The 19,077-nt window shown below is 40.8% G+C and carries 18 protein-coding genes; 15 read left to right on the forward strand and 3 right to left on the reverse strand.

What is annotated here, in order from left to right; genetic code table 11:
- The first annotated feature begins 236 nt into the window (after positions 1-236).
- Both FC33_RS06890 and FC33_RS06895 read left to right on the forward strand, forming a co-directional pair.
- The gene (locus tag FC33_RS06890) at positions 237-2,342 is read left to right on the forward strand and encodes a PBP1A family penicillin-binding protein (protein WP_057827863.1); all 2,106 of its coding nucleotides are present in this window, start codon (positions 237-239) and stop codon (positions 2,340-2,342) included.
- A gap of 32 nt (positions 2,343-2,374) precedes the next feature.
- Positions 2,375-3,325 (forward strand): 3'-5' exoribonuclease YhaM family protein, encoded by a 951-nt coding sequence (locus FC33_RS06895; protein ID WP_057827864.1) that lies wholly within the window; start codon positions 2,375-2,377, stop codon positions 3,323-3,325.
- Between the two features lie 80 nt (positions 3,326-3,405).
- Here FC33_RS06895 and FC33_RS06900 read toward each other — a convergent pair whose 3' ends face one another.
- The 3 genes from FC33_RS06900 to FC33_RS06910 all read right to left on the reverse strand — a co-directional run bounded on the left by FC33_RS06900 (position 3,406) and on the right by FC33_RS06910 (position 5,171).
- Positions 3,406-4,311: a peptidylprolyl isomerase PrsA gene (locus FC33_RS06900; RefSeq protein ID WP_057828088.1), complete on the reverse strand. Its 906-nt coding sequence runs from the start codon at positions 4,309-4,311 to the stop codon at positions 3,406-3,408.
- Positions 4,312-4,434: 123 nt separating this feature from the next.
- Positions 4,435-4,737, reverse strand: coding sequence for a hypothetical protein (locus tag FC33_RS06905; protein WP_057827865.1), 303 nt, complete (start codon positions 4,735-4,737; stop codon positions 4,435-4,437).
- A 2-nt stretch (positions 4,738-4,739) separates the two neighbouring features.
- The gene (locus FC33_RS06910) at positions 4,740-5,171 is read right to left on the reverse strand and encodes an HIT family protein (RefSeq protein ID WP_057827866.1); all 432 of its coding nucleotides are present in this window, start codon (positions 5,169-5,171) and stop codon (positions 4,740-4,742) included.
- An 87-nt stretch (positions 5,172-5,258) separates the two neighbouring features.
- On the opposite strand from FC33_RS06910, the gene FC33_RS06915 reads away from it, so the two are divergent.
- From FC33_RS06915 to nrdR, 13 genes are all read left to right on the forward strand, one after another.
- Positions 5,259-5,999, forward strand: coding sequence for an ABC transporter ATP-binding protein (locus FC33_RS06915; RefSeq protein ID WP_057827867.1), 741 nt, complete (start codon positions 5,259-5,261; stop codon positions 5,997-5,999).
- The gene (locus FC33_RS06920; protein WP_057827868.1) at positions 5,992-7,203 is read left to right on the forward strand and encodes an ABC transporter permease; all 1,212 of its coding nucleotides are present in this window, start codon (positions 5,992-5,994) and stop codon (positions 7,201-7,203) included. Before FC33_RS06915 ends, FC33_RS06920 begins: the two co-directional genes overlap by 8 nt.
- Positions 7,204-7,268: 65 nt before the next feature.
- Positions 7,269-8,072 carry a phosphotransferase family protein gene (locus FC33_RS06925; RefSeq protein WP_057827869.1) on the forward strand — a complete coding sequence of 268 codons (804 nt, stop codon included), beginning with the start codon at positions 7,269-7,271 and terminating at the stop codon, positions 8,070-8,072.
- A gap of 60 nt (positions 8,073-8,132) precedes the next feature.
- Positions 8,133-8,789 (forward strand): tRNA (guanosine(46)-N7)-methyltransferase TrmB, encoded by a 657-nt coding sequence (gene trmB, locus FC33_RS06930; protein WP_057827870.1) that lies wholly within the window; start codon positions 8,133-8,135, stop codon positions 8,787-8,789.
- Positions 8,789-9,109 (forward strand): thioredoxin family protein, encoded by a 321-nt coding sequence (locus FC33_RS06935; protein WP_057827871.1) that lies wholly within the window; start codon positions 8,789-8,791, stop codon positions 9,107-9,109. The genes trmB and FC33_RS06935 overlap by 1 nt, the downstream gene beginning before the upstream one ends.
- Before the next feature lie 14 nt (positions 9,110-9,123).
- A complete protein-coding gene (gene ytpR / locus FC33_RS06940; RefSeq protein WP_057827872.1) occupies positions 9,124-9,768 on the forward strand; it encodes a YtpR family tRNA-binding protein in 645 nt (214 codons plus the stop codon).
- A 94-nt stretch (positions 9,769-9,862) separates the two neighbouring features.
- A complete protein-coding gene (locus tag FC33_RS06945) occupies positions 9,863-12,202 on the forward strand; it encodes a DNA translocase FtsK (RefSeq protein WP_057827873.1) in 2,340 nt (779 codons plus the stop codon).
- A gap of 62 nt (positions 12,203-12,264) precedes the next feature.
- A complete protein-coding gene (gene murC, locus FC33_RS06950; protein WP_057827874.1) occupies positions 12,265-13,596 on the forward strand; it encodes a UDP-N-acetylmuramate--L-alanine ligase in 1,332 nt (443 codons plus the stop codon).
- Between the two features lie 94 nt (positions 13,597-13,690).
- On the forward strand, positions 13,691-14,383 hold the full coding sequence (locus FC33_RS06955) for a Bax inhibitor-1/YccA family protein (RefSeq protein WP_057827875.1): 693 nt from the start codon (positions 13,691-13,693) through the stop codon (positions 14,381-14,383).
- 87 nt (positions 14,384-14,470) lie between these two features.
- Positions 14,471-17,149, forward strand: a complete 2,679-nt coding sequence (gene polA, locus FC33_RS06960) for a DNA polymerase I (RefSeq protein ID WP_057827876.1) — start codon at positions 14,471-14,473, stop codon at positions 17,147-17,149.
- 12 nt (positions 17,150-17,161) lie between these two features.
- The gene (gene mutM / locus FC33_RS06965) at positions 17,162-17,989 is read left to right on the forward strand and encodes a DNA-formamidopyrimidine glycosylase (RefSeq protein WP_057827877.1); all 828 of its coding nucleotides are present in this window, start codon (positions 17,162-17,164) and stop codon (positions 17,987-17,989) included.
- Positions 17,989-18,603 (forward strand): dephospho-CoA kinase, encoded by a 615-nt coding sequence (gene coaE / locus FC33_RS06970; protein WP_057827878.1) that lies wholly within the window; start codon positions 17,989-17,991, stop codon positions 18,601-18,603. Before mutM ends, coaE begins: the two co-directional genes overlap by 1 nt.
- Positions 18,604-19,068 (forward strand): transcriptional regulator NrdR, encoded by a 465-nt coding sequence (nrdR, locus tag FC33_RS06975; RefSeq protein ID WP_057827879.1) that lies wholly within the window; start codon positions 18,604-18,606, stop codon positions 19,066-19,068.
- Positions 19,069-19,077 lie beyond the last annotated feature (9 nt).

A 19,077-nucleotide genomic window follows, 5' to 3' on the forward strand; every position in this document is an offset into this window, starting at 1 on the left:
GATGCAAACCTCCGAATCTATGCTAGCGCGATTCGTTCGCTTTTCTGCTTCCACCACGCTCGTTTTTAACGTTTTGTCACACCTAATTGGCTTTCTTTTAACGAGTTCGGTAAAATAAGGTTATCTGCCTAAAAAGGCTGAATTCAAAAAATTAATAATTTCGCCACATTCAGAGGGTATAATAATGAAAAGAATTACTTTTGAATGTGGATCAAATTGATTAGAGGATTTGTTAAATGAAAGATTCTGAATTTAAAGAATGGATACGCGATAAGTGGGGTCGCTTTAAAACGTGGTTTAAGGCGAAGTGGCATCGTTATCAAATTTGGAAATGGTTGTTGATTGCTTTCCTTTCCGTTTTCTTGATGGTCAGTGTTCGCCTTGTGTTTATTGCCAAGACGGCCCATGTAAGTGACTTGAAGGCCCGGCTTGAGCAGACGACTGAGATTTATGATGCTTCGGGAAAGAAAGCCGGTTCGCTTTATTCGCAAAAGGGAACGTGGGTCCCATTATCGAAAATTTCGCAAAACATGCCGAATGCGGTGCTTTCAACCGAAGACCGGAATTTCTACCATGAATATGGCTTCTCGGTCAAAGGAATTGCCCGGTCGGTCGTGTTACTGATTCGGAACCGGTTAATGGGTGAAAGCACGATCAGCAGCGGGGGAAGTACGATCACCCAGCAACTGGTTAAAAATGCGTTCTTATCGCAACAGCAAACCTTCTCGCGGAAAGCAAAGGAAATTTTCATTGCGATGCAGGTTGAAAATACATACAGTAAGAATGAAATTCTAACGATGTATTTAAATAATGCATATTTTGGGAATGGCGTTTGGGGCGTTGAAGACGCGGCAGAACGTTACTTTGGGGTTCATGCTTCCCAGTTAACGGTTCCTGAAGCTGCCACTTTGGCGGGAATGCTGACCAATCCAAACGGGTTTAATCCGGCTGACCATCCGAAGGCTTCACGGGATCGGCGAAACTTGGTATTACAATTTATGTATGAAAACAAAAAGCTGACTAAGAGCGAAATGAAGCAATATCAAGCAACGCCAATGGTTACGCATGACAATTATACCTATCATTCAGGTTACAATTATCCGTATTACTTTGATGCGGTCATTAGCGAAGCCATCAACCGTTATGGCTTGACTGAAAAGGACATTATGAACGGCGGTTATAAGATTTACACGTCATTGAATCAAAGTCAGCAGAAAGTAATGCAAAATGCGTTTGAAGATCAAGCGCTGTTCCCACCGGCTCAACCCGATGAAACAGAAGCGCAAGCCGCTTCAATTGCGATTGATCCGGATAACGGCGGCGTTACCGCATTGGTTGGCGGTCGTCCAGGAACGCACGTGTTCCGGGGATATAACCGGGCAACGCAACTGGTGCGTTCACCAGGATCAACTATTAAGCCATTAGCGGTTTATACTCCGGCGTTGGAAAACGGCTGGCATTATGATTCAATGGTTGAAGATAAACTTCAATCGTATGGTTCAAACCATTATACGCCGCAAAACTGGAACGACCAGTATGCTGGTAAAATTCCAATGTATGAAGCATTGGCGTTAAGTAAAAATACGTCTGCGGTTTGGTTATTAAACAAGATTGGGGTTCAAAAGGGTTACGATTCCGTTGAAAAGTTTGGAATCAAGCTCACCAAAGCAGATGATAACTTAAGCTTGGCTCTTGGCGGTTTGGAAAAGGGAGTTTCACCTTACCAGATGGCAAGCGCCTACACGGCCTTTGCGAACAACGGGGTTCGTTATGAACCGCACTTAATTACTAAAATTGAAGACGCTTCAGGCAAGGTGATCGTGGATAATACCCATATTAAGCATAAGCGGATCATGTCAAAGAAGATCGCTAAAGAAATGACCAGTATGATGATCGATGTTTATAAGGACGGAACGGGTGTGAGTGCCGCTCCATCTGGTTATACGATTGCGGGAAAGACCGGTTCAACGCAAAGTACAGATGATATCAATCAAAACGGAACGGCTGAAGATGACCACTGGTTTATTGGTTATACGCCGGACGTTGTGGTTGCAACGTGGATGGGATATGATTCTGATAAGTATAACCTTGGCGAATACGGTGCTAATGAAGGTTCTGGCTTGTTTAAGGCTGAAATGCAGGGAATCATTCCAACAACAAATGAAACGTCATTTGGCGTTCAAGCAGCTTCAACACTTGCAAACGAATCAAGTAATCCGGGTTCAAGTGCGAGCGGATTATGGGATAATATTAAAGAAAATGGCCAAAACATTGGCAACACGATCAAACAGAAAGCTAGTCAATGGAAACAGCAAATCGAAAATTTTATTAATAATCATTAATTTTTAAATTGAATTTTAAAGAGGCGAGGCAGATGGCAAAAGAAATTTTTGACTATGAAATTGATGAAAATATGGATCTGTTTGCGTTGATCAAAACGGCAGATGTCCGAATTGCGAAGAATGGCTCCAAATTTATTTCATTTATTTTCTGTGACCGTTCAGGCGAGATCATGGCAAAATTTTGGGATGCATCAGACGAAGATATTGAAAACTTTCAAGAAGGGCGGGTCGTTCACATTACCGGTAAACGGGAAAACTATCAAAGCAATCCGCAAATCAAGATCTTTAACCTTCATCTTCCCCATGATGGCGAACCAAATGATCCACTCGATTTTGTTCCTAAAGCTCCGGAAGATACTTCATCGATGGAAAAAGATTTTAATGCCTTTTTCTTGGAAATTAAGAATCCAACATGGAGTAAGATCGTTCATTATCTGGTAAAGAAATATCACGACCGGTTCTTCACGTTCCCGGCGGCGAAAAAGAATCACCATGCCTTTGCTGGCGGGTTAGCATACCATACGCTGTCAATTTTACGGTTGGCTAAGGCGGTAACCGAAGAATACGACTTTGTTGACCGTTCATTACTGTATGCCGGGGCGATGTTACACGACCTTGGAAAGGTGATTGAACTTTCCGGACCGATTGCGACGCGCTACACGTTAGAAGGGAATCTAGTCGGCCATATTGTATTGATCGATGAACAGATTGTTGAGGCATGTCAAAAACTTGGAATTGACCAACAAAGCCAAGATGTGATTCTGTTACGGCATATGATTTTAGCTCATCATGGGTTGATGGAATACGGCTCACCGGTTCAACCACACTTAATGGAAGCCGAAATTTTACACCACTTAGATGATCTTGATGCTTCAATTCAAATGATGAAGGGCGCGCTTGATCATACTGAAAAGGGTGAATTCTCAGAACGAATATTTGGCCTGGATGGGCGCAACTTCTATAAACCGGAAAATCAAGATTAGAAAAATCCCAGCAATTTTGCTGGGATTTTTTAGATAACAAAAGACCCCAACGATCGTTGGGGTCTTTTATTTAACTGATCTTATTTATTGTTTTGAGCTGCACCTGTGTTGTTGCCTGAACCAGTGTAGTTTGCCAAGATATTTTGTAAATCTTTATCCTTGATTGAAACGTCACCGTTCTTCAATACCTTAGATACAACCTTTTGCAATGTTGCTTGATCATTCATTTCTTCGTTGATGATTTGATCTTTCAATTGCTTGATGTGGTCTTTCATTTGACCCTTGCCAGGGTTCTTGATGCAGTAGATAACTTGGTAACCGTATGGAGTCTTAACCGGTGTTTCAGTGAATTGACCAGTCTTCAACTTGAATGCGGCTTGCTTGAATGAGTTATCTAATTGAGTGTCTGTTCCGTCAAATGAAGGAAGCTTGCCACCCTTGTTCTTTGTAGCAGTATCTTCTGAGTACTTCTTAGCTAATTGCTTGAAGTTGTCGTAACTGCCGTTTTGTTTAAGTTGGTTGATGACATCTTGAGCATCAGATTCCTTTTGAACTAAGATGTGAGCAACCGTGATCTTTGGTTCAAAACTCTTCCATTGTTGTTGAAGCATCTTGTTAGTGATCTTTGTGTTTGCAATTACAGCTTGCTTAAGTAACAAGTTATCCCGAATTTGATCCTTTAATGTTGAAGGGGTCAAATTATTTTGTTGCAATGCAGTTGAGAATTGAGCACCATATTGACTCTTCAATGCATTGTATTGCTTGTCGACATCTTTGCTTGAAACCTTGCTGCCGTAGTCTTTTTCAAGCACTTTGTCTAAAATCATTTGTTGAAGGACTTGTTTACCGCTTTGAGTTTCCTTCATCTTGTTGTAATATTCGCTTTCAGTGATCTTACCACCTGAAGTTGTGGCAACAGTCTTTGAACATGCAGCTAAACTGAATGCCATTAAAACCCCTAAAGCTGCAACAAGCAGTTTTTTCATTTTTTTCATAAGAAATAAACACATCCATTTCTATTCTTTTTTAATAACATTCCTAACTATACCATAAAAAAGGCAGGGCGGAATAAAATTCAGTAAATTTTCATATATTATTTTGTTTTTAATCTACTTATCTTTAAGTTCGCTTTTGATGTTGCCGATTAACGGCTGAATATCGGTTGAATACTTGGTAATATCTGATTCTAAATCTTGAATCACATCTTTAGAATCATTAAAGACTTGTTTGGCTTCTGAAACTTTTTGCTTAACAATTTCAGCCTTATCAATGACATTATCAACTGATCCGTTGATGCGATCAACATCGATCGAATGTTGGATCAATGCGTCCAGAATTTGATCTTTTTTCCAATATGCAATTCCAGCTAAAGCTCCTGAAATTAAGATGAAACGCAAAAGAAATTTTCTCATAATTATTTCTCCAATTTAGTCCGGATCCGGGCAGCAATTTCTTCTAATTGATCCGCGTTGTAGTTTGCAGTATTGTCAGCAAAATTCATTGAGAACCCTTCATCTGCAGAATACCGCGGAATAAAGTGAATATGGGAATGAAAGACTGACTGGTATGCAACTTCTCCGTTGTTATTGACGATGTTTAATCCTTGAATTGCAGGATCAAAGTTGCGAACGGCCCGCGCAATCATTGGAATTTTAGTTAAGACTTTTTGAGCAAGATCATCATCGTATTCAAAGATATCTTGAACGTGCTTTTTAGGAACTAAAAGAGTATGTCCAGGCGTTGCTTGCGAAATGTCGAGAAATGCCTTCACATCTTCATCTTCATAAACCGTTGTACTTGGAATTTCACCACTGATGATTTTACAAAAAACACAATTGTCAGCCATAATAATCCTTCTTTCATTTATCGTTCACAATCAAGTATACATGATATAATTTTTACTAACAACGGATAGTAGAAGGGAACGAAGAATATGACATTAAAAGTGAGTCATTTAGTTGGGGGATATTCTCAAATCCCAGTCCTTAAGGATGTTTCGTTTGAAGTTCAACCCGGCGAATTGGTTGGCTTGATCGGGTTGAACGGGGCCGGAAAGTCAACGACGATCAAACACATTATTGGCCTGCTTGAACCGCAAAAGGGCGAAATTACGATTGATGGGGTCACTTTATTTGATGACCCTGAAAAATATAAAATAAAGTTGGCATACATTCCGGAAACCCCAATTTTGTATGATGAATTAACCTTGAAAGAACACCTTGAATTAACAATGATGGCCTATAACCTTGACCATGATGAAGCGTGGGAAAAGGCGAACCGCTTGTTAAAAATGTTCCGGTTAGATAAGAAACTTGATTGGTTCCCGGCAAACTTTTCAAAGGGAATGCGCCAAAAAGTAATGATCACTTGTGCGTTTATTACCAATGCAGAAATTTTTATTATTGATGAACCGTTTTACGGCCTTGATCCGCTTGCAATTCGCGATTTAACGTCCCTAATTGATGAAGTTAAGGCTCGGGGAGCAGCCGTCTTGATGTCAACGCACGTCCTTGAAACTGCACAAAAAATCTGCGACCGGTTTGTGATGCTTAATCATGGTCAAGTTGAAGCCCAAGGTGACTTGAGCGATCTTCAAGATCAAATGAATAAGCAAGATGCTGATTTATCAGATATTTATTTAGAAATGACACAAGGGGAGTCGGCTAATGAATAAGATTTGGAATCAACGCCTCAGTCAATATCAGCAAAAATTATTGAAATATTTGCGTTATGTTTTTAATGACCATTTTGTAATTGCACTCTTTTTTGTTTTTGGAGCGGTTTGTTACGGCTACTTTAATTTTATTGACCACTATGTTTATCCATTAACGGTTGTTGACCGGGTGGTGGCGATTATTACCTTAATGGTCATTTTACAGATTGGAAAGTTTGCAACGCTTCTTCAAAAGCCGGATATCGTTTTCTTACTGCCAAATGATTACCGCATTAACGATTATTTGATCAAAGCCCGCCATCACAGCATGACAATGACCGCATTGATTCAAATCGGCTGCGGATTGATCACGGTACCGTTCTTAGTTCGGGTCCTTCATTTCAGCTGGATCGAATGGGCAGTTTTACTTATCAGTCAGGTTCTTTTTAAATGGATGCAACTTCTTTTTGAAGAAACTGGTTTGTTTGATCAAAAATGGAATTCAAGTCAAATGCAATTTTTAAAGCAGGGTCTTCCACTGATTGGAATTGTGGGCGGAATTTTGCTTAGTCCATGGTTAAGTTTAGGAATTGCGGTGATTGGTTGGGGCAGCATGCTTCAATTGCGAAAAAAGGCCAGCTACCACGTCTTCAAATGGAAAGATGCAATTGCCGCCGAAGATAAACGGGTCATGCGGATCTACAAATTTTTCAGTTTATTTACGGATGTTCCGGAAGTTCATCAAAAAATCAAACGGCGGCGTTATTTGGACTGGCTGTTACCCCGCATTCAACAAGACTCGCGCCAAACATATAAGTATTTATACTGGCGTGGATTTTGGCGCAATTCGGAATATAGCGGATTATTTATGCGGCTAACGATCATTGGGGTTTTGTTGATGTTGTTCATCAACTTAAAGTGGGTAAGTCTTTTGATCGGATTACTATTTATCTACTTAACCAGTTTCCAATTGATTCCGCTTGCGAACCAATTTTACGATATTGTCTTTACGCATCTTTATCCGATAAAGTCCAGCCAGCAACTTGCAAGTTTTCGGAAAATTCTTGGTACATTAACGGCCGTTCAAGCTTTGATTTTTACTGGGACATTGTTAATTGCAACCCATTCATTGATTGCAGCGGTTGGGTTGGTGATTGGGGCAGTTGGAATTGAACTTTTGCTTGCCCATTTCAGCCTTAATAAAAGATTTAATAAAGGTGCTTGACATTATTTGCAGGTATTTTGTAGACTTTAATTAGTTATCGATATGTGTAGGAGGAGAGTGACAAAATGGAATCCAATCAAAAGTCTGGTTGGCGCATTCTCCCAGTTAACGGTGACACCGGAATGGCTTATATGGGTGTCAATAATGATAAACGCTTATTTTTAAAACGAAATACATCACCATTTTTAGCGGCACTCTCAATTGAAGAGATTACCCCGCGGCTGGTGTGGACGAAACGAATGACGTCGGGGGATACCTTGACCGCCCAGGAATGGTTAAATGGACGGAACCTCAAGCGCGAAGAAATGCGGGAAAAGCGCGTTTCTGATTTACTGTGGCGGGTTCACCATTCTTCATTATTAAAGAAGATGTGGAAACAAGTTGGTGGGCGGACCTTGACCCCTGCCGATTTGATCGATAAGTGTTATCTTGAATTAGAACCGGATTTACGAAATCATCCTTTGATTTCGAAAGTCTTAAAAGCATTGAAGGGTAATCAACCGCAATTGGGACGCTCGAATTACGAAGTATGTCATGGCGATTTAAATCACAAAAACTGGCTCTTATCTGATGAAGATAAACTTTATCTTGTCGATTGGGATTCAGCTAAATTAGCTGATCCGGCATTGGATTTAAGCATGTTAATGTGCCAGTATGTCCCACGCTCGAAGTGGAATCAATGGTTGACTCAGTATTTCGGTCATCAACCAAGCGACGAGACGCAAAAACGAATCGTTTGGTACGCAATGGAAAACATGATTGAAACAATTGAGGACCATCACCGGCGTGGTCGTTTCCATGAAATGAACCAAGACATCGTTAAGTTAGCAGCAATTGTAAATGAACAAGACTATTACAAAATTGATTAATAAATGATTGAGAGGCTGGGCGGTGGCACAGCCTCCTGGTTTTTTAGAGAGGAAATTTAAATGAGACTTCGAAATCGTCCGTGGGCGAAACCTTTAATTGAAGAAAATCCGCAATATGTGGTGACTGAACCGCAACAGTTTAAGGGAAAATGGCAGACGCGGTTTGAAAAACCAGCACCGCTTTTCGTGGAAGTCGGAATGGGGAAAGGACAGTTTATCGTTGAAATGGCTGCGCGTCATCCGGAAAACAACTATATTGGAATGGAATTACAGACCGTTGCCACCGGAATGGCACTGAAGAAGCAGTTGGAACGCAAATTGCCGAATTTGCAGCTTGTTCGGGCAGACGGATCCGGGTTGACCGAATACTTTGAAGAAGATGAAGTTGATGGAATCTATCTTAATTTTTCTGATCCATGGCCGAAAAAGCGTCAAGCTAAGCGACGGTTAACGTATCCGACATTTTTAAAGCAGTATCAAATCGTGATGAAAAACAGCGGAAATATTGAATTTAAAACCGATAATCGCGGATTATTTGAATATTCGCTAACATCAATGAATAACTTTGGAATGCGGTTTGATCAGGTGTGGCTTGATCTTCATCAAAGCGAAGACCTTGAAGATAACGTGATGACTGAGTACGAAGAAAAATTCAGTAAAAAGGGTCCAATTTATAAGTTAAAGGCCCATTTCAAACGGGAAGGGGAAAATGAGTAATGGAAAAACTACCAAAGATGACGATGGATGAACTCAATCAAAAGATTGCATCCGGAAATTATGTTTTGTTTTTCACGGCAACATGGTGCGGCGATTGCCGGTTTATTAAACCATTTATGCCGGAGATCGAAGCTGATTTTCCTGAATATACATTTTTGAAAATTGATCGGGATGAAAACATTGATCTTTGCCAAGCGCTTGATGTAATGGGAATTCCCAGCTTTATTGTGTACCGAGATGGTCAGGAAGCCGACCGCTTTGTAAGCAAAGATCGGAAAACGAAAGAAGAAGTCGAAAACTTTTTGAAGAATATTAAATAGGGGTGTGATTGCTGATGTTAATTTCAAGTTATAATCCAGAACACTTAGGTGATGTTTTGATAACAATGATCAAGCCGGATGTGGCCAAGCAATCTTCTGAAAAGAAGGAAAATGTGGTTCGTATTTTTAATCGGGAAACAAACGAAACAATTGGCTACAACTTTTTTGATGTGTCAGAAACGTTGACCGGATTAAATGGTCAAGGCCAAGTTTTGTTAACTGCTGATCAAGTTAAATTATTAAACGAATTATTGACGAAGGTTGGATTCGAAGATCTTTTAGAAGAAGATCAAACCCCAAAATTTGTTGTCGGATACGTTGAGGAAATGGAAGCTCATCCTGATTCTGATCACCTGCACGTAACGAAGACTCGCGTTGATAATGACCAAGTTTTGCAAATTGTTTGCGGCGCTCCCAACATTGAACAGGGCCAAACTGTTGTAGTTGCAAAGGAAGGCGCAATGATGCCAACGGGCGCAATGATTTGGAATGGCAAACTTCGTGGAGTTGAAAGCGATGGAATGATTTGTTCAGCCCGCGAATTAGGTTTGCCAAATGCACCGCAAAAGCGTGGAATTTTGGTTTTGCCAACTGATGAATATCATGTTGGTGATGAATTCGACTTTGATAAGGCAGCAACATTATTTACTAAAAATTAAGCGCAAAATTCGCGTGATCTATGATAAAATGGGCTAGGTAACCTTTAGACGTAATTGGGTTCTGGCCCAATTTTTTTAGTTAGGATGACAAAATATGGAACATTATGATGGACCGGCTTTTTTTCGGCGTCAACCAGTCGAAAAGCCACGGAAAAAAATAAATAACCACCCAGCTGAAGGATTACGCCAAACGGAAGATAGCCATCGGGAATTTCATCCTAGCTATATTCCGCCTTCAGTTTTAACGCTGGGTTCAAAAAACTTAAAAGAAAAGTATCGCCAATTAGTAACTGAAATAACGAAAGCAGATGAAGATTATCTGTTGTTTGATGATGCGGTCAATTCAGCTGATATTGTTGATCTGCTTCATTTTACACCTGAATCAGCGGTTGATGATGAACCGCAACAAGAAGAACAGGTCTCATCTCAAGCGGATTCGGAGCCGATGGAATCGAGTTTGGCTGAAAGTCCCCTTGAAAAGAACGAAAATGAAGTTGCTGAACATCAGCTCGAGTCTTCATCAAGCGATGAATCTGAAACTTTGAATTCAAGTGAAGATGTTCAAGCTCCGGGTCATCAAATTGATGATGACGAATTTGAGCAGGTTAAACCAGAGGCTGATGAAGCTTCAGCAACTGAGACTGAGAGTGAACCAGATGAAGAGCCTGAAATGGATGAAGCGGATAACAGTTCTGAAAATGATATTGATAAATCGGCACCTGAAACGGATTCTTCAGTGGATGACTCAATGAAAGCTGAACCTGTGATTGAAGAACCAGAGCAGAAACCAGCCGATACAGAAGATCATCTTCCGGAAGCCGCAGTTACTGAGCCGGCACCTTCTCAATCGCCAGTTGAGAGCCAAAACGATGACTTATCAGGCCATGCGTTGAGCAAATCGCTTGGCGACATTATGAATGAAGAAAATAATGCACAACGGAATTTAAAAATTTTTGATTCACCGAAACCGGAACCAGTTTCAGTAGCTGACAGTCATGTCAATGATCATGGTCGCGGATATCAGTTACCGCCGTTATCGCTTCTTCCAGAACCAGTAGGGGAGGATAGCGAGCAGACTGAAGAATGGGCTTTGAATCAAGCTGATATTTTGAATGAAACGTTTAAGGCCTTTAATGTCGATGCGCAGGTCAAAGACTGGACGGTTGGTCCAACTGTTACCCAATTTGAAGTTACGCTGGCCCTTGGGGTAAAAGTAAGCAAGATTACGAACTTAGTTGATGATTTGAAGCTGGCATTGGCTGCAAAGGATATTCGAATTGAAGCCCCAATTGCTGGTAAGAGCAGTGTCGGAATCGAAATTCCGAATAAATTCTCGCGGCCGGTCATGCTGTCAGAAGTTTTGAATTCGCCGCAGTTTAAGAATGCGCGGTCGCCATTGACGGTTGCGTTAGGGGTTGACCTTTTTGGAATTCCGCAGGTGACGAATATTCACGATATGCCGCACGGATTGATTGCGGGTGCAACCGGATCAGGAAAATCGGTCTTTATTAATAGTTTGCTGATTTCACTTCTGTATAAGGCAACTCCTGAACAGGTTAAATTACTGTTGATCGATCCGAAGACGGTCGAATTAGCGCCGTACTCCGAATTACCGCACTTGCTTGCTCCGGTAATTTCAGATCCGCAAGCAGCAACGGCGTCATTGAAGTGGGCCGTTGAAGAAATGAATAACCGGTATGAAAAGTTAGCAGCTGCCGGGGTTCGCGATATTGATAGTTTTAACGCGAAAGTTGAAGAAACCGGCGAATACGGCCTTCATATGCCATATATTGTGATTATCATCGACGAATTAGCAGATTTGATGATGACCGCTTCGGCAGAAATTGCCGATTATATTGGTCAAATTACAGCGAAAGCACGGGCATGCGGAATTCATTTGCTAGTTGCTACTCAACGGCCAAGTGTTGATGTGATTACCGGAACGATGAAGAATAATATTCCGACCCGAATCGCATTTATGGTTTCAAGTCAGGTTGATTCGCGTACGATTATTGATTCTGCCGGTGCTGAAAAGCTTCTTGGCCGGGGGGATATGCTTTATCTTGGAAACGGGAAGAGCCAACCGATTCGGCTTCAAGGAACGTACATCAATGATGATAAAATCGATGAAATCGTTGATTTTGTTAAGAAACAGGGCAAACCGCACTATGCATTTGATCCGGATAACTTAAAGAAAAAAGAATTGAATCACGAAAAAGAAGATGAGTTGCTTCCACGGGTTCTCGAATACATCGTTAACGAAGAAACAACGTCAACTTCAAAGCTTCAACGGGTATTTTCAATTGGTTATAACCGGGCTGCGCGGATCATTGAGGAGCTGGAGAAAAAACAGTACATTTCACCAGCGCACGGTTCAAAGCCGCGGAAAGTCTTTTTAACTGAAGAAGAATTAGACAAAATGCAAAATGAATAAATAATTTTAACTGAACATATGATAGACTATGGATAAAACATGATAAGAGAGGATTTTTTCTAATGGACATGGATGCAACATACTTTTTTGTGGGAATTAAAGGAACAGGAATGAGTTCGCTTGCATTGATCTTGCATGACAAAGGATGCAAAGTGATGGGTTCAGACATTGATAAGTATACTTTTACCCAACGTGGACTTGAACAAGCTGGAATCAAAATTTTACCTTTTAATGCTGACAATATTAAACCAGGAATGATCATTGTTGCCGGCAACGCATTTAATGATGATCAAGAAGAAATTGCGAAGGCAAAGAAAATGGGCTTAAAGGTAATGCGTTACCCTGAAGTTGTCGAAATGATTATTGAAGAAACAACGAGTATTGGCGTTGCTGGTGCTCACGGAAAGACAAGTACAACTGGCCTCCTTGCACATGTAATGAGCGGCGTTTCCCCAACAAGCTATTTAGTTGGGGATGGTTCTGGAAAGGGAACGCCGGATGCCCGTTTCTTTGTTTTTGAAGCTGATGAATACCGGCGGCACTTTGTTGCATATCACCCAGATTATACGATCATGACAAACATCGATTTTGATCACCCAGATTACTTTACGGGAATCGATGATGTGTGCGATGCTTTTGAAACCCTTGCACGGCAAACCAAGAAGGGAATCTTTGCATGGGGTGAAGACAAGAACTTACGGAAGTTAAATGCTAATGTTCCGATTTATTACTACGGGACAGAAGATAACGATGATTTCGTTGCCAAAAATATCAAGCGGACAACAACCGGCTCAAGTTTTGATGTTTACTTCCATGATCAATTCTTAGGTAACTTTGAAACCCATTTGTTCGGTGAACACAACGTTTTGAATACGTTGGCAGTGATTGCAGTCAGCTACTTTGAAAAGATCGACCTTGGTAAAGTCAAACAAGAATTATTGACCTTTAAAGGGGTTAAACGGCGCTTTACTGAAAAGACGGTTGCTGATATGGTCATCATTGATGATTATGCCCACCATCCGCATGAAATTCGGGCAACATTGGATGCTGCGCGGCAGCAATATCCGAATAAAAAGTTAATTGCTGTTTTCCAACCGCATACCTTTACGCGGACGATCGCATTGATGGATGACTTTGCTAAGAGTTTGAACATTGCTGACCAAGTATACTTAACTGATATTTTCGGTTCGATTCGTGAAAATAGCGGCAATGTTTCATCAGCTGACCTTGGGAAGAAGATCACTAAGGGTGGCAAAGTTTTGAAACTTGATAACATGTCACCGCTTTTGGATTATCATGATGCCGTTGTGATTTTCATGGGAGCCGGCGATATTCAAAAGTATGAACGCGTTTATGAACAATTGCTTAGTGAATTAAGCTTAAACAAAAATTAAGGTTAAACAAGGCTTTTTCTAATGGATTATGTTAGGAAAAAGCCTTTTTTATGTGCTATAATCTTCTCTACAATGAATCAGAAGGAGAGTTTTTATGAATAATTTTGATCAACAAAGCTCAGTTAACATGCGGGGCTTGAACCAGTTCCTGTCACGGATGTATGGCTACATGGCGGGGGCAATCGCAATTTCGGCCATTATGGCATTTATTACGGTTAAATATTTACAATATACGATTTTCAGCAGTCCGGTAATGATGATCGTTTTAGGAATTGTTTCGATCGTGATGGTGTTCTCACTGTCATATAATCCTAACCGGTCGGCGGTTGCAAGTATCTTAATGCTTTTTGGATATGCGGCAATCGAAGGAATTTTCTTCTCATCGATTTTGGCGGTTTACACGATGAAGAACATCACAATGGCATTTGTTTCGGCAGCCGTTGTCTTTGTCGTTTTAAGTCTGTTCGGGTTAAATACTAAGAAAGACTTATCCCGTTTCGGACGCCAGGCATTTGCAGCGTTGATTGCATTGTTAATTGTTTCAGTGATCAACTTGTTCTTGCACAGTGCCGCAATTGAATACATCTTTTCATATGTTGGGGTTGTGATCTTTACGATTTTAACCGCATGGGATACGCAAAACATGAAGAACATTTATCTTCAATATGGTGATCAGTATGAAGTCAACAGTTTGGCAGTCAATGGTGCTTTGCAACTTTACCTTGACTTCATCAACATGTTTATCTACCTTGTTCAAATCTTTGGTCACAACGATAATCAAAACTAAAATGAAAGTCGCGGAATTTCCGCGATTTTTATTTTGCACGAATGATTTGGTAGAATAAGGGTAATAATAAGAACGAGGAAAAGGTTAATGACAAATTCAACGAAAAAATTATTATTGATTGATGGAAATAGTGTTGCCTTTCGCGCATTCTATGCACTGTATAATCAGGTTGAAAAGTTTACGAACCATGACGGCTTGCATACAAATGCAATTTACAGTTTCAAAATTATGTTGGATAAGTTACTGAAACAAATTGATCCGACAAATATTTTAGTTGCATTTGATGCCGGGAGAACAACGTTTCGAACGGAAAAGTATGCTGATTATAAAGGCCAACGGAGTAAAACGCCCCAGGAACTTTCAGAACAATTTCCATTTTTGCGGGAAATGCTTATCGATTACGGAATTAAAAGTTATGATCTAAAGAATTACGAAGCCGATGACATTATCGGAACCCTTGCCAAAGAAGCTGAGGGTGAAGGCTTTCAAATTACGATCGTAACCGGGGATCGGGATTTAACGCAACTTGCAACGGACCAAACAACGGTTGCAATCACCAAAAAAGGAGTTTCTGAAATTGAAGAGTACACTCCGGAACACATTGAAGAAAAATTTGGATTAAATCCGCGACAAATTATTGACATGAAAGGCCTTGTCGGGGATACTTCTGATAATTATCCCGGAGTAACGAAGGTCGGCGAAAAAACTGCGATTAAGTTGCTGAAAAAATATGGTTCAATTGAGGGCATTTATGACCAAATTGACGAGATGCGGCAATCGAAGATGAAGGAACATTTGATCGAGGATAAGGAACAGGCCTTTATGAGTAAAGACCTTGCCCGAATCCGGCAAGATGCGCCAATTGAAGTGGACATTAAGGATACTGAATGGTCCGGAATTGATTACGAAAAATTAGAAAGTTTCTATCAGCAGATGGACTTTAATCGTTTCTTGAGTGAACTTCATCAAAATCAGGGAGCAGCAAGTTCAGAAAGCGCGTCATCAGTTGCGCCAATCGATTATACTGAATTAACTGCGGCTAACCTTACGGAATTAGGAAAGTCAGATGGTTCTTCAATTACGTTCCATCTTGAAATGGACGGGGAGAATTATCATAAAGCGCCGACCATTGGGTTTGCAATTTTGAAGGACGACAAGTACTTTGTTTCAAATCAACCTCAATTATTAAAGGAACCCGTTTTGAAGGAGCTGCTTGAAAAGGCAACTTTGGATGTCTTTAACGCCAAACGGAATTACGTTGGATTAAACCGCCTTGGAATTCAAATGGCTCCCGTTGATTTTGATTTGTTACTGGTTTCATACTTGTTAAATAATACTGATAACAGTGATGATCTTGGAAAACTTGCCCATGAGCATCAATACTATCAGGTCCAAAGCGATGAAGACGTGTACGGTAAAGGCGCCAAGCGGTCAGTTCCGGTTGATCAACCAGAATTCTTGCAACATTTAGCTCATAAAGTCCAAGCAATTCATGATTTGAAATCCCGGTTAATGGCCGAATTGGATGATCATGAACAGACTGAATTATATGAAACGATTGAACGGCCACTGTCGATCGTGCTTGCTCAAATGGAAATTGCGGGAATTAAGGTCGACATTGACCGGTTAATGCAGATGCGAAGCGAGTTTAAAGAACGGTTAGCTGAAATCGAGCAACAGATTTATCAAGAAGCCGGCGAAGAATTTAATATCGGGTCACCTAAACAATTAGGAGTAATTTTGTTTGAAAAATTAAAATTGCCAGTCATTAAGAAGACCAAGACCGGATATTCAACGGCAGTCAGCGTTCTTGAGAAGCTGCAAGGATTAAATCCGATTATTGACAATATTTTACTGTACCGGCAGCTTTCAAAGCTTCAATCAACCTATGTTGAAGGCTTATTAAAAGTTGTCTTTAAGGAAGATAGCAAGGTTCATACCCGGTATACCCAAACGTTGACATCAACGGGACGGTTGTCATCGGTCGATCCGAACTTGCAAAATATTCCGGTTCGGCTTGAAGAAGGACGGAAAATTCGCCAAGCATTTGTTCCAAGTCATTCAGGATGGCAGATTTTTTCATCGGATTATTCCCAAATTGAATTGCGGGTCTTAGCCCACATTTCAGGTGACGAAAACATGCAGGAAGCATTCAAAACCGGGGCAGATATTCACGCAAGCACTGCGATGAAGATTTTTAATTTGGATAGTCCGGATGAAGTTACGCCGAATATGCGGCGCCAAGCAAAAGCCGTAAACTTTGGAATTGTTTACGGAATCAGCGATTTTGGCTTAGCACAAAATATCGGGATTACCCGCAAAGCAGCTAAGAAATTTATTGAAACGTATTTTGAATCGTTCCCAGGAGTTCACAAGTATATGACGGGGATCGTCGAGCTTGCAAAGAAGCAAGGGTACGTTGAAACCTTGTTCCACCGGCGCCGTTATTTACCAGAAATCAATAGCAAAAATTATAATTTACGGTCATTTGCTGAACGGACGGCAATGAATTCGCCGATTCAAGGCAGTGCAGCGGATATTATTAAAATTGCGATGATTCGGATGCAAAAAATGTTACGTGAAAAAGGATTAAAGGCTAAAATGCTGCTTCAAGTTCACGATGAACTGATTTTTGAAGCGCCAAAAGAAGAAATTCCGGTGCTTAAAGAACTGGTTTCGAAGGTGATGGATTCAGCAGTTGATTTGGCTGTTCCGTTGAAAGTTGAAAGTGCTTCAGGCGATACGTGGTTTGATGCAAAAAAATAAGAGGTGAGAGAAATGCCGGAATTACCAGAAGTTGAAACGGTTCGCCGGGGAGTTTCGTCCCAGGTTTTAGACGTTCCGATCAAGAAAATCGATGTCAACTACGAAAAAATGATCAATAACGATATTGATGACTTTAAAAAGAAATTAACGGGGCAAAAAATTACCCGGATCGATCGGCGGGGGAAGTATTTGCTTTTTCGGTTTACCGGAGACTTAACGATGGTTTCCCACCTTCGAATGGAGGGCAAATACATCATTGAAGATCACAACGCGCCAATGGAAAAACACAGTCACGTGATTTTTGAACTCGCGGATGGACGTGATCTGCGGTATAACGATTCACGGAAATTTGGTCGGATGCAACTGATGCAAACGGGCGAAGAACTTGAATTTCCGGGGATCAAAAAGCTTGGGCCGGAGCCGTTAAGTGCTGATTTTACGGTTGATGATTTTTATAATCGATTACAGAAAAAGAAAAAGATGATCAAACCGGCCCTCCTTGATCAAACGGTCGTTACAGGATTAGGCAATATTTATGTTGATGAGGTTTTATGGATGAGCAAAATTCATCCGCAAACACCGGCTAATCATTTGACTCGGAGTGATGTGCAAAAATTGCATGATAATATCATCAAGGAATTGAAGCTCGCAATTGATGCTCAAGGAACAACGGTCTTCTCATTTAAAAATGCGTACAGTCATGCAGGGCAATTCCAAGATCAACTGCATGTTTATCGAAAGACCGGCGAACCGTGTGAACGGTGTCATACCCCGATTGAGCGGTTAGTCGTTGGTCAACGGGGGACGCATATTTGTCCAAAGGAGCAGAAAATCAAATAATGACATATGTTTTAGGATTGACTGGCGGAATTGCTTCTGGGAAGTCGACGGTCAGTAAGATTTTGGCATCCTATGGAGCTGAAATCATTGATGGCGACGTGATTGCTCGTCAGTTGCAGCAACCGGGCGAAGAAGGATTACGTCAAATTGAATTTCAATTCGGCAAAGAGTATTTGAATGCAGATGGCAGTCTTAACCGAACGAAACTTGGTGATTTAGTTTTTAATAACCCTGCAGAACTGGCAAAATTAAATCACATTATGCGACCGTTGATTCATCAGCGAATTATTGAACGGGTGAATCAGGCCAAGAAAGCCAAGGTCAAATTAGCAGTCATTGATATTGCACTTCTCATTGAAGGGCATTACTTAAATTTGTGTACCAGTACGATGATGATCGAAACGACAAGCGCAAAGCAGCTTTCGAACTTAATGAACCGGAATCATTTATCAAAAGCCCAGGCGCAAGCGCGGATCAATGCTCAAATGAGCAACTGCGAACGAGCAAAGTATGTTGATGAAGTCATTCTCAATAACGGGTCAGTTGAAGAATTAAAGCTAAAAATGATAAAATGGTTGACATCAAAGCATTTATTGGGAAGCGAGGTGGAGTAAATGTTATGTCCGCAATGTCACAATAATAGTTCACGGGTTGTTGATAGTCGTCCAGCTGACAACGGAAATGCCATTCGACGGCGGCGGGAATGTGAAAAATGCGGCTACCGGTTCACGACGTTTGAAAGAATCGAAGCAACTCCATTATTAGTAATTAAGAAAAACGGAAATCGGGAAGAGTTTAACCGCGATAAAATCTTGCACGGAATTATGCGAGCAGCGGAAAAACGTCCCGTTAGTATGGATAAAATTACCGATATCGTTGATGAAGTTGAACGCAAAATTCGCGCGGTCGGCGGGACCGAAGTTTCAAGTCAATTGATTGGCGAATACGTGATGAACATTTTGGCGGATGTTGATGATGTTACTTACATCCGGTTTGCAAGTGTTTACCATGAATTCAAGGATATGCAATCATTTGCAGATGAATTGCAGGAATTAATGAAACGGAATAAGCAGAAATAAATTAAGGAG

Source organism: Ligilactobacillus aviarius subsp. aviarius DSM 20655 (genome assembly GCF_001436315.1).
Lineage (GTDB): Bacteria > Bacillota > Bacilli > Lactobacillales > Lactobacillaceae > Ligilactobacillus > Ligilactobacillus aviarius.

Bases quoted from the DNA above. Each gene is read 5' to 3' on its own strand.
- FC33_RS06905 (WP_057827865.1), bottom strand. From the start codon at position 4,737: ATGAGAAAATTTCTTTTGCGTTTCATCTTAATTTCAGGAGCTTTAGCT.
- FC33_RS06945 (WP_057827873.1), top strand. From the start codon at position 9,863: ATGGAACATTATGATGGACCGGCTTTTTTTCGGCGTCAACCAGTCGAA.
- coaE (WP_057827878.1), top strand. From the start codon at position 17,989: ATGACATATGTTTTAGGATTGACTGGCGGAATTGCTTCTGGGAAGTCG.
- FC33_RS06955 (WP_057827875.1), top strand. From the start codon at position 13,691: ATGAATAATTTTGATCAACAAAGCTCAGTTAACATGCGGGGCTTGAAC.
- FC33_RS06910 (WP_057827866.1), bottom strand. From the start codon at position 5,171: ATGGCTGACAATTGTGTTTTTTGTAAAATCATCAGTGGTGAAATTCCA.
- nrdR (WP_057827879.1), top strand. From the start codon at position 18,604: ATGTTATGTCCGCAATGTCACAATAATAGTTCACGGGTTGTTGATAGT.
- FC33_RS06925 (WP_057827869.1), top strand. From the start codon at position 7,269: ATGGAATCCAATCAAAAGTCTGGTTGGCGCATTCTCCCAGTTAACGGT.
- trmB (WP_057827870.1), top strand. From the start codon at position 8,133: ATGAGACTTCGAAATCGTCCGTGGGCGAAACCTTTAATTGAAGAAAAT.
- FC33_RS06895 (WP_057827864.1), top strand. From the start codon at position 2,375: ATGGCAAAAGAAATTTTTGACTATGAAATTGATGAAAATATGGATCTG.
- FC33_RS06935 (WP_057827871.1), top strand. From the start codon at position 8,789: ATGGAAAAACTACCAAAGATGACGATGGATGAACTCAATCAAAAGATT.
- FC33_RS06890 (WP_057827863.1), top strand. From the start codon at position 237: ATGAAAGATTCTGAATTTAAAGAATGGATACGCGATAAGTGGGGTCGC.
- polA (WP_057827876.1), top strand. From the start codon at position 14,471: ATGACAAATTCAACGAAAAAATTATTATTGATTGATGGAAATAGTGTT.
- mutM (WP_057827877.1), top strand. From the start codon at position 17,162: ATGCCGGAATTACCAGAAGTTGAAACGGTTCGCCGGGGAGTTTCGTCC.
- murC (WP_057827874.1), top strand. From the start codon at position 12,265: ATGGACATGGATGCAACATACTTTTTTGTGGGAATTAAAGGAACAGGA.
- FC33_RS06920 (WP_057827868.1), top strand. From the start codon at position 5,992: ATGAATAAGATTTGGAATCAACGCCTCAGTCAATATCAGCAAAAATTA.
- FC33_RS06900 (WP_057828088.1), bottom strand. From the start codon at position 4,311: ATGAAAAAACTGCTTGTTGCAGCTTTAGGGGTTTTAATGGCATTCAGT.
- ytpR (WP_057827872.1), top strand. From the start codon at position 9,124: ATGTTAATTTCAAGTTATAATCCAGAACACTTAGGTGATGTTTTGATA.
- FC33_RS06915 (WP_057827867.1), top strand. From the start codon at position 5,259: ATGACATTAAAAGTGAGTCATTTAGTTGGGGGATATTCTCAAATCCCA.